Source organism: Arthrobacter sp. N1 (assembly GCF_048288285.1).
Classification (GTDB): Bacteria; Actinomycetota; Actinomycetes; order Actinomycetales; family Micrococcaceae; genus Arthrobacter_D.
Genome location: NZ_CP102608.1, coordinates 1,053,688 through 1,064,936 on the forward strand (window position 1 = coordinate 1,053,688; position 11,249 = coordinate 1,064,936).

At 72.4% G+C, this 11,249-nt stretch carries 4 protein-coding genes; all 4 read left to right on the forward strand.

Translation table 11 applies throughout. The features are described 5' to 3' along the window. Positions 1–146: 146 nt before the first annotated feature. The 4 genes from NVV32_RS04790 (at position 147) to NVV32_RS04805 (ending at position 11,223) form a co-directional block, all read left to right on the forward strand. Positions 147–6,242, forward strand: coding sequence for an Ig-like domain-containing protein (locus NVV32_RS04790; protein WP_422391557.1), 6,096 nt, complete (start codon positions 147–149; stop codon positions 6,240–6,242). Between the two features lie 86 nt (positions 6,243–6,328). Next, on the forward strand, positions 6,329–7,300 hold the full coding sequence (locus NVV32_RS04795) for an AAA family ATPase (RefSeq protein WP_422391558.1): 972 nt from the start codon (positions 6,329–6,331) through the stop codon (positions 7,298–7,300). A 27-nt stretch (positions 7,301–7,327) separates the two neighbouring features. Further along, positions 7,328–8,728 (forward strand): DUF58 domain-containing protein, encoded by a 1,401-nt coding sequence (locus NVV32_RS04800; RefSeq protein ID WP_422391559.1) that lies wholly within the window; start codon positions 7,328–7,330, stop codon positions 8,726–8,728. Beyond that, a complete protein-coding gene (locus NVV32_RS04805; protein ID WP_422391560.1) occupies positions 8,725–11,223 on the forward strand; it encodes a transglutaminaseTgpA domain-containing protein in 2,499 nt (832 codons plus the stop codon). Before NVV32_RS04800 ends, NVV32_RS04805 begins: the two co-directional genes overlap by 4 nt. Positions 11,224–11,249 lie beyond the last annotated feature (26 nt).

The following is an 11,249-nucleotide window of genomic DNA, read 5'->3' on the forward strand; positions in this document are numbered from 1 at the left end:
ACAACCGGCACGCCGTGCGACACTGCTAGCGACCACCCATGCGCCCGTCGCCCGTCCTCCGGGGCGTGCTCGCCGCGCGTCGGTGGCCCGCAGTACCGATCAAGTGGGGCACAAGAGTGAAGTTCGTAGGTCTCAGACGCGCGCAGGTGAAGCATCGCCGCGCCCTCTCGACGGCGGTCGCCACTGCCGTGACGGGTGGCGTCGTCGCCGGTGCGCTCCTCTATCCGGGCTTCGCGACCGCCGATGTCGACCTGAACGACGGCGGCGTATGGGTCACCAACGAGAACCTCGGCATGGTGGGCCACCTCAACTACCAGTCACGCCTCCTCGACGGCGGGTACGCGGCCAACAGCGACGCCTTCGACCTCCGCCAGGAGGCGTCGACGGTCTTCAACATCAACACCGACCAGTCGAAGGTCAGCCCCGTCGACATCGCCAACGTGGTGCGCGGCACGGAGGTGCAGCTGCCCGGAGCGGCCGAGGTGGCCATGGGCGGCACCACGGTGGCCGTCACCGACCAGACATCCGGGACCGTCTGGATCACCACCGCGGCCGACCTCGCAGGCTTCGACGACCAGGAAGAGGAACCCGTGTCCTCCGGGCCGGGCTCGGTGGCCGCCGTCTCCCCGACCGGTCGCGTGGTGGTCGCGAACCCCGAGGACGCCACCGTCACCACCTACGATGTCCGCCAGGACGGTACGTGGGAGGAGCCCGACGTCCGCGAGGTCCCTGAGCTCGCCGACTCCGGTGACCTGCAGGTCGCCGTGATCGGGCAGGACGCGGTGGTCTTCGACCCGGCGTCCGGGCAGGTCCTCCTCCCCGACGGGACGCTGGTGGCTTTCGACGACACCGAGCGGGCGGAGCTGCAGCAGAGCGGGCCCGCGGCGGACGCCGTCGCGATCGCGACCGAGACCTCGCTCATCCAGCAGCCGCTCGACGGCGCCGACGCCGTGGTGACGGACATCGGCAACGGCCGGCCCGCAGTGCCCGTGGTGCAGGGGGCGTGCCTGCACGCCGCGTGGGCCGGAGCCGCCACCTACCTCCGCGACTGCCGCGACGACGCCGACGACCAGCGCCAGGACATCCCGAACATCGGGGCGGAGTCCGAGCTGGTCTTCCGTGTCAACCGCGAGGTGGTGGTGCTCAACGACACCGCGGCCGGGGACGTCTGGCTCGTCCAGCAGAACCTCGAGCTGGTGGACAACTGGGGTGACATCATCCCGCCGAAGGACGAGTCCGACGAGCAGGACGAGGAGTCCGCGAGCGAGAACCCCGTCAACACGCTGCCCGACCGCTCGGGCGAGAACCGCCCGCCCGTCGCCACCGACGACAGCTTCGGGGCGCGGGCCGGCCGGACCACCATCCTCAACGTCCTCGACAACGACACCGATCCCGACGGGGACCTGCTGACGGCCACCCTGGCGGGCGAGCAGCCGGCGTCGGGCACGGTGCAGAGCATCTACGACGGCGCCGGCATGCAGATCGTGGTGCCCGAGGACGCGCCGCAGGGTAGGAGCACCTACCGGTACGAGATCGAGGACGGACGCGGTGGGACGGCCGGCGCGTCGGTCACGGTGGACGTCCGCGGTCCCGACACCAATGAGGCGCCGCGCGCGAAGCGGCCCACGACCATCCTCGTGGAGCAGGGCCGGAGCGTCAGCCAGAACATCCTGAACACGTGGGAGGACCCCGACGGCGATGACCTGTTCCTGGTCAGCGCCGCGCCCACGCCCGACGGCGACCAGGTCCGGACCCGCTCCGACGGGCTCCTGACCTTCCGCGACGTCGGCAAGAGCCAGGGCGTCAAGGAGGTCGCCGTCGTGGTCTCGGACGGTGCCGAGCAGGTCGAGGGCACGATCGTCTTCGACGTCCGTGCCAACGGCGTCCTGCCCCCGGTCGCGAACTTCGACCACTTCACCGCCGTCGTGGGCCAGGAGGTGCAGCTCTCACCGCTGCAGAACGACCTCGACCCGGCCGGCGGGCAACTGAGCCTCGCGCGGGCGGAGGCCACGGGTGGGGACGCCCCGATCGCCCCCGACTACGAGACCGGGACGATCGCGTTCACACCGTCGGCCGCGGGCACCGCCTACGTCGAGTACCTGGTGACGAACGGCCCGCAGACCGCTACCGGTCTCATCCGGGTGGATGCCCGGACCAGCGGGATCGAGGGAGCGCCGGTGGCCGTCCGCGACGTCGCGCTCCTGCCCCGCAACGGCGACGTCCTGGTGGACGTCCTGGCCAACGACACCGACCCGACCGGCGGCGTGATGGTGGTGCAGTCCGTGAGCACCCCGGACGGATCACCGCTGGACGTCGCCCTGCTGGACCACGACATCCTCCGTATCCACGACGTCCGCAGCCTCAACCAGCAGACCACCCTGACGTACACGGTCTCCAACGGCACCGCCTCCGCGACGGGCGAGGTCAGCGTGCTGTCCGTGGCGGGACCGGAGACCCTGCTCCCGCCGCAGGCCACGCCGGATGCCGCCACGGTACGCGTGGGCGACGTCGTGAACATCCCGGTGCTCGACAACGACACGCACCCCAACGGGGACGCCCTCACCCTCGATCCGGTGCTGGCCCAGTCCGTGGACCCCGCCGACGGCCGCATCTTCGCGTCGGAGAACGTGCTCCGCTTCGTCGCCGGTGAAACCGCCAAGACCGTCTACGCGATCTACGACGTCAAGGACAGCACCGGGCAGGTGGACTCCGCGGAGGTGCGGATCACCATCAAGGCGCGCGACGACGCGAAGAACGCCCAGCCGGTCCCGCGGAACCTGGAGGGCCGCGTGATCGCGGGGTCCACCATCCGCATCCCCGTGCCGCTGGACGGCATCGACGCCGACGGCGACTCGGTGTTCCTCACCGGGATCGACAGCGCGCCGCGCCAGGGGGCCGCCGTCCCCGGTACCAACTACATCGACTTCACCGCTTCCGCGACGGGCGCCGGGACCGACTCCTTCACCTACCGCGTGCGGGACCGCTTCGGCCTGGAGAACACCGGGACGGTGCAGGTGGGCATCGCGCCTGCGGCGGAGTCCAACCAGCAGCCGGTCGCGGTCGACGACGGCGTCCTGCTGCGGCCCGGGCGGGCCATCGCCGTCGAGGCCCTGCGCAACGACTCCGACCCCGACGGAGATCCCCTGCGCCTGGTCCCGGAGGCGCTCTCCGCGGAGCCTGCCGGGATGGCGCCGGAGATCCGCGACGGCCGCATCCTGTTCACGGCGCCGGAGGAGCAGGGCACCTTCACGGTGCGGTACCGGGTCACGGACGGCCGGGGCGGGAGCGCCGACGCGGCGATCACCGTCACGGTCGACCAGAATGCCGAGCTGCTCCTGCCGATCGCCCGTGACGACCGCGTGGAGCCGTCCGAGACCAGGGGGGAGACCGCCGTCGTCGTCCCCGTCCTCGACAACGACGAGGATCCCGACGGTGTCCGCGAGGACCTCGAGGTGACCGTCGACCCCGCCTACGAGGGCGTCACGGTCGGCCGGGACGACGTGGTGACGGTCGATCTCACCGCCGAGGACCAGCTCATCCCGTACGAGGTCGAGGACATCGACGGGGGAGTCGCCCGCGCCGTGATCTGGGTTCCCCGCCTGGGTGAGCAGTACCCCACGCTGCTCTCCGACGCACCCCTCGACGTGACGGCCGGCGAGGACCTCGTCCTCGACCTCGGTGCCCTCGTCGAGGTACGCGAGGGGCGCACCCCGCGCGTCACCGTCGCCGAGAAGGTCGTGGCCATCGGGGTCGACAACCAGGCCGAGCTGATCCGGGACCCGGGCACGCTCGTGTACGGCGCCGACCTCGACTACGCGGGCCGCGGGTCGATCACGTTCGAGGTGACGGACGGCAGCGGACCGGACGACCCCGAGGGGCTCAGCAGCACGCTGACCGTCCTGACGAACGTCATCCCCGCCGCGGAACGGAACATCCCCCCGACGCTGACCTCCGGGTCGCTCGAACCCGCGATCGCGGAGCCGGCGGCATCCCTCGACCTCCGGCAGCTGGCCGGCGACGCCAACCCCGAGGACGTCGACGCGCTCGCGTTCGCGGTCGAGGGCGAGGTCCCGCCGGGGTTCGACGCCACGCTCGACGGGTCCGTGCTCGAGGTCCGCGCGACGGATGCTGCGCGCCCCGGGACGGTCGGCCGCCTCGGCATCTCCGTCACCGACGGCCAGGAGACGGCCATCAACGTCGTGGAACTCACCGTCCTCGCGTCCAGCCGCCCGCTCGCCGTCGCGAACACCGACGTGGTCCCCAAGGCCATCCAGGGTGAGCCCGTCACGGTGCCGGTCCTCGAGAACGACGCCAACCCGTTCGAGGACACGCCGCTGACCGTCGTGGACGCCACCGCCGACGGGAACGGCACCGCCACCCTGCAGGGCGACGCCGTCGTCGTGACTCCCGCAGCGGACTTCGTGGGCAGCATGACGGTCCAGTACACCGTGGGGGACAAGACCGGGGACAGCAACCGGTACGCGACCGGGCAGATCCGCCTCACCGTCGAGGGCACGCCGGGTGCGCCGGGCACGCCCACCGTCGAGTCCGTGCGCAGCAGGACCGCCGTGATGTCCTGGGATCCGCCGGCCAGCAACGGCTCACCGATCACCGGCTACACCGTGACGGGCACCAGCGGCGTGACCCAGGAATGCCCCACGACCACCTGCACCATCACGGGGCTGACCAACAACGTCGAGTACGTCTTCCAGGTCACGGCCACCAACGCGAACGGTACCTCCGACCCCTCGCCCGCGAGCGCCCCGGCCCGGCCCGACACCAAACCGGACCAGCCGGCCCCACCCACGCTGGTGTTCGGGGACCGATCGCTGACGGTCGACTTCACGCCGCCCACCAACGAAGGGTCCCCGATCGAGGGCTACGAGCTGCAGATCTCACCCGCCCCGCCCCGCGGAGCGACCCAGCGCTCCGTTGCGGGCAGCCCCGTGGTCTGGGAGGGCCTCGAGAACGGGACGGCCTACCGGGTCCGCGTCCAGGCGCGCAACGCCGCCCCCGACCCGTCCGACTGGAGCGACTACTCCGCCGCCGAGACGCCCGCCGGGCTGCCCGGGGTGCCGCAGGCGCCGACCACGACGCGCGCCCAGTCCGTCGGTGCACAGAGCCAGCTGTCCGTCGACTGGAACGACGCCGACCCCAACGGCGCCCCGGTGACGAAGTACCAGGTGCAGGAGTTCCGCGGGGGCGCCCTCGTCCGGACGCTCCCCGAGGCTCCCGCATCCCAGCAGACCATCACCGTGGACAACGCGGAAGCCGACTACTCCTACGCGGTGCGCTCCTTCAACCGGGCCGGCTGGTCGGAGTACGGTGCGCAGTCCGCGCCTCGGCGCGCGGTCGGCAATCCGGCACCACCGGCCCCGCCGCAACTGGTCGAGGCGGAGACCGGTGGAGCGGGCCGCGCCGTGACCATCACCTTCACCCCGCTCTCCGCCGCCCAGCGCAACGGCGCCCGCGCGGGCGAGGTCTCCTACGAGGCGAGCTTCAACGGTGGGGGCTGGCGGCCCCTGAGCCAGAACCAGACCGTGGGCGGCTTCGCCAACGGGGAGAACGTGACCGCGACCGTCCGGGCGCTCGTCGCCAGCGACGGTTCGAGCTACACGAGCGACCCGGGCGCGCCCTCCGCCGCCGTGCGGCCGTACGGCTCACCCGGTGCGGCCACGGCGTCCGGGCGGGACGGCCGGGCCGAGCAGAAGAGCCTCGAGCTCAGCTGGGGTGCTCCGAGCACCTCCGCGCACGACGTCCGCCAGATCCAGATCAGCATCGACGGCGGAAGCTGGGAGGACGTGGGCAACTCGGGCAGCAGGACCGTCAACACCAGCGGCTATGGCGAGCGCCATTCGATCAGGGTGCGCTCGCTCAACTCCCGCGACCAGCCGGGGCCGGTTGCCGAGGCCGCCGCACGGAGTGGCGAAGCCCCTCCACCGCCGCCCCCACCGAAGACCGAATGGACCATCACGGCCGGCGGTCCGGACCTGAGCTCGCGCAGCTGCATGGACCCGGCCAACGGCACGAACTTCAACGACGCGACCCGCGACTGTGCCGGGGAGCACTGGATGTACAACAACACCTCCATGACCTCCAACTGCTACATCAACCGGGCAAGCGGGCCCTGGTACCGGCAGAAGTCCGGTCCGAACCGTGACGCCAACAACGACGGCCTCTTCCTGAAGGGCATCCACACCACGGCGGGCAACAACCCGCCGGACGGGATGCGTCCGTGCTGACCGCGCCGTCGACGCCGCTCCCGTGAGCATCTGAGCTCCACCGACCGCCCCACCCACCCCACCCACCCCATTCGAGGACGCACCACATGACCATGACCGCAGAACAGGCCACCTGGTTCGCCGGCACCTTCGACAAGCTCGTGGAGAACGTGGGCGAGGCCGTGCTCGGCAAGACGTACGTGGTCCGCCTCGTCCTCACGGCGCTGTTGACCGAGGGTCATGTGCTCCTCGAGGACGCCCCGGGCACCGGCAAGACCATGCTCGCCCGGTCCCTGGCCGCGACGGTGCGGGGCAGCCACTCCCGCATCCAGTTCACCCCCGACCTCCTGCCCTCGGACGTCACCGGCGTGACGATCTACGACCAGAAGACGCAGAACTTCGAGTACCACCGGGGCCCCGTCTTCGCGAACATCGTCCTCGCCGACGAGATCAACCGGGCCTCGCCCAAGACGCAGTCCGCGCTCCTGGAGGTCATGGAGGAGTCCCGGGTGACGGTCGACGGCGTCAGCTACACCAACGAGCGGCCCTTCATGGTCATCGCCACCCAGAACCCGATCGAGCAGGCCGGGACCTACCGGCTGCCGGAGGCGCAGCTGGACCGCTTCCTCATCAAGACCGAGATCGGCTACCCCGACCACGCCTCCACCGTGAAGCTGCTGGGCGGCGCCGCCACACGGGACCGTTCGCTGGCGCTCACGCCGATCATCACCACGTCCGCCGTCGTGGAGATGGCGGACCTCGCCGCCGACACCCACGTGGACCCCGCCGTGCTCGACTACATCTCACGACTGACCGAGCAGACCCGCAGCGCGCCCGAGACACGGCTCGGCGTGAGCGTGCGCGGAGCCCTCGCGATGGTGCGCGCGGCGAAGGTCTGGGCCGCGGGGCAGGGCAGGCACTACGTGCTGCCGGACGACGTCAAGGAGCTGGCCCCCTTCGTGTGGACGCACCGCTTCGTCATGGACCCCGAGGCGGAGTTCGCTGGGGCGACGGCGGAAGCCGTCCTCCGCCGCGTCCTCGACGACGTCCCCGCGCCCCAGCAGCGCCTGTCCGCCTGACGGCTGCACCGACCGGATGAGGACAGCATGAGCTCCACCACGGCCCGCCGACCCCGCCGGTCCCGTGCGGCAGCGGACGGGACGACCGCGCAGCGGGCAGCGGCCGACCGCCCGCCGGCCGGCCGAGGGCAGGACCGGGCGGCACCTGGACGGCCGGCTGCCGGTCGAGGCGCGGTACGGGCGCCAGCCGGACGGACCACCGCCGGTCGCGTCGCGGCCTCCCGCATCGCTGCACTCCTGCGCCGAGCCCGAGAGCGCATCCGGCACGCCTCGGCACCGGTGACCGACGTCGTCGGGCCGCTCGGATGGTTGCTGCTCGGACTCGTCATGCTCCTCGCCACGCTCGGGACGGCCCTCGGCTGGGACGAGGCCGTCATCGCGGCGGTGCTGGGAGCCGTGCTGCTGCTCCTCGCCGTGGCCTTCATCCTGGGCCGCTCCGCCTACGAGGTGGAGCTGGACCTCGCCCGCACCCGCGTGGCGGTCGGCGACCGTGCCGTCGGTGGCGTCACCGTCGCGAACGCCTCGGACCGCACCCTGCTCCCGGCGTCGCTCGAGCTGCCTGTGGGGGCCTCCACCGCTCTGTTCCACCTGCCCCGGCTGCGGCCGGGGCAGGACCACGAGGACCTCTTCAGCATCCCGACCCAGCGACGCGCGGTGATCGTCGTCGGGCCCGTCCGCTCGGTGCGACAGGACCCGCTCGGACTGCTCCGCCGGCAGGTGACCTGGACGGACCCGACGGACCTCTACGTCCACCCGCGCACCGCCCCGCTCACCGGCTCGGCGGCCGGTTTCATCAAGGACCTCGAAGGGCTCCCCACCAGGGAGCTCTCGAATGCCGACGTCTCCTTCCACGCGCTGCGCGAGTACGTGCCGGGCGACGACCGCCGTCACATCCACTGGAAGACCACCGCGCGCACCAACACCCTCATGGTCCGCCAGTTCGAGGAGACCCGGCGCTCGCACCTGGCCGTCGCCCTGTCGGTCACCACTGCCGAATACGACGGCGAGGCGGCCTTCGAACTCGCGGTCTCGGTCGCCGCGTCGATCGGGCTGCAGGCGCTGCGCGAGCAGCGGAACCTGAGTGTCCTGACGCAGGACGGCCCGCTGCGCTCCGAGACCGGCCGTGCCCTGCTGGATGCCGTGACGCGTATCGAGGGCAGGGTCCTCCGCGCCACCGCCGTCGACCTCGCACGCACCACGGCCGACTCCGTCCCCAACGCCTCCGTGGTGTTCCTGGTGGTCGGCGAGTCGGTCACCCCGTCGCAGCTGCGCTCTGCCGCGGCCTCGATCCCGCCCGGCATCCGCTGCCTGGCGATCCGGTGTATCGACGGAGCACCCGCCGCACGGTCGTCCATCGGCGACCTGACGGTGCTGACCCTCGGGGACCTCGATGATCTGGCCCTCGTCCTGCGGAAGGCCGCGGCGTGAGTACCGTGCGGCCTGCCGGCCGCGCGGGGACGGACCTGCCCACCGACGTCAGGATCGAGGCCGGACGCGGCATCCTGGGGGAACATCCGGCCGACTGGCGATCCCCTGTCCCGCCCCTGCAGGGGATCATCGACGCCCTCGTGCTCCTCGTGCTCCTGGGTCTCGGTGTCCTCGCCCTCGGGCCCACCTTCGGCGACGACCCGCGCTACCTGGTCGCCGGCGTCGGGGGCGTGGTGCTCGGCCTCGCACTGGCGTGGGAAGGCGCCCGCCGGGGCTGGCGCGCCTGGCGCATGGCCAACGGTGCCGCGCTGACCTACCTCGTGGCAGGCAGCGCGCTGGCCGCACCCCAGGAAGCGCTGGGGGGTGTCCTGCCGACCCTGCAGTCGCTCCGCGTGATCGTGCTCGGCGTCGTCCTGTCCTGGAAGGACCTGCTCACCGTCGCACCGCCGGTCGGGACGGCGGGCGGCACGCTCGTGGTGCCCTTCCTGGCGGCGCTCGTGTGTGCGGTCGTGGCGGGGACACTGGCGTGGCGAGGTCGCGGGGCGGGCTGGACCCTCGTCCCGGTCCTCGTAGTGTTCGGCGGGTGCATCGCCCTCGGGACGGACCGGGTGTCCCTGCCGGCCGTCCGCGGCACGCTGCTCCTCCTGGTGGCCCTCGTCTGGCTGGCCTACCGGCGGGACCTCCAGCGGGTCGGTGCCACGCGCTCCCTCGTGCCGGCGGATCCGGTGGACCCGACCGGAACGACCGTGGGGCGGAACAGGCGCCTCGCCCTCGGCGCAGGCATGCTCGCCGTGGGGACGCTGCTGACCCTCGCCGTCACACCGCTCGTGACGGGCGGCTCCGATCGCCAGGTCCTCCGGGACGTCGTCGAGCCTCCTGTGGACCTCTACGCCTACCCGAGCCCGCTGACGAGTTTCCGCACCTATGTGAAGGACAGCACCAACGACGTCCTCTTCACCGTCGAGGGGCTCCCCGAGGGCGAACGCCTCCGCCTGGCCGCCCTCGACACCTACGACGGCGTGGTCTACAACGTGGACCCGCAGGCCGCCGGGAGCTTCTCGCGCGTGGGTGACGCGGCCCGGCTGAGCGGGGCCGGCGGTGACCCGGTGAGCGGCACGCGTGCGCGGCTGTCCATCACGGTGGGCGACTACTCCGGTGTCTGGTTGCCGGCCGCCGGCGACGTCGAGGGCGTGCGTCTCGGGGGACCGCGCGGAGAGGACCTGGGCCGCGCGCTGTACTACAACGACGACGCGCGGACCGCGCTGTCCACCATCGGCGTCCAGGAGGGGGATGCCTACGAGGTCGACGCCGTCTTCCCCGAGAAGCTGAGCGACGAACAGCTCGCCCAGTACGACTTCGCCCAGCTCTCCCTGCCGCGCGTCGTGAACGATCCGCCGGTGATCGCGACGAAGTCCGCCGAGTACATCGGATCGGCCGCGGAACCCCTCGAGCGCGCCCGCAGCCTCGAGCAGGTGCTCAGCGCCCAGGGATACTTCAGCAACGGGAAGGACGACGAGGCGCGGTCCCTGCCCGGTCACGGGGCGGCGCGCATGCTGTCCCTGCTCGACGCCGACGAGATGGTGGGCGACGACGAGCAGTACGCCGTCGCCATGGCCCTGATGGCGCGCAAGGCGGACATCCCGGCCCGCGTGGTCATGGGCTTCTACCCGGACTGGGACGAGGTCCAGGACCCCTCTGCCCCCCTGCAGATCACCGGTGAGGACGTGCACGCGTGGGTGGAGATCGCGTTCGACGGCGCCGGGTGGGTCCCCTTCGACCCCACGCCCCCGGAGGACAACGAACCGGTACCGCCGCAGCAGCAGCCGAAATCCTCGCCGAAGCCGCAGGTCCTGCAGCCCCCGCCGCCACCGCAGGAACCGGCCGAGCTGCCGCCGGACGCCGCCCCCGAGGCCCAGGACGCGGAGGACCGCGAGAAGGACCTCCTCGACGAGCTGGCCCCGGTGCTGACACTGATCGGCCTCGCCGCGATCCCCCTCGTCCTGCTGGTGCTGCCCCTCGTGGTCGTCGCAGGGCTCAAGGCACGACGCCGTAGGCGGCGCCGGTTCACGGGCGAGCCCGCCCAGCGGGTCGGCGGCGGCTGGAGCGAGGTCCTGAGTCTCGCGACGGACCTCGGTGCCGAGCCGGATCCACGGGCGACCCGACGCGAGAGCGCCGCCGCCCTCGGCGCCGCCTTCCCGTCCGGCCGGGCCGGCACGGCGGTCCTCGCCCGGCGGGCCGACGCGGGGATCTTCGCGTCCGGGCAGCCCTCCGAGGAGGAGGTCGAGGACTACTGGCGATCGGTCGACGCCTCCCTCGGCGACCTCAGAGGATCCGTCGGGTACTGGAAGCGGCAGCGCGCCCGCTACTCGCCCCGATCGCTGCGCCGGGAGCGGCGACTGCGCGCCGACGCGCGCCGGCGTGACGCGAAGGGTGCTGACGGCCCGCCGACGTCCTCCGCCCCGGGCCGACGGGCAGAGGGCAGAATGGGGTCATGACCGACCATCGAGCCCGCCCTGCCGCG

Coding starts and splice junctions, on each gene's coding strand:
- NVV32_RS04795 (WP_422391558.1), top strand. CDS start 6,329: ATGACCATGACCGCAGAACAGGCCACCTGGTTCGCCGGCACCTTCGAC.
- NVV32_RS04800 (WP_422391559.1), top strand. CDS start 7,328: ATGAGCTCCACCACGGCCCGCCGACCCCGCCGGTCCCGTGCGGCAGCG.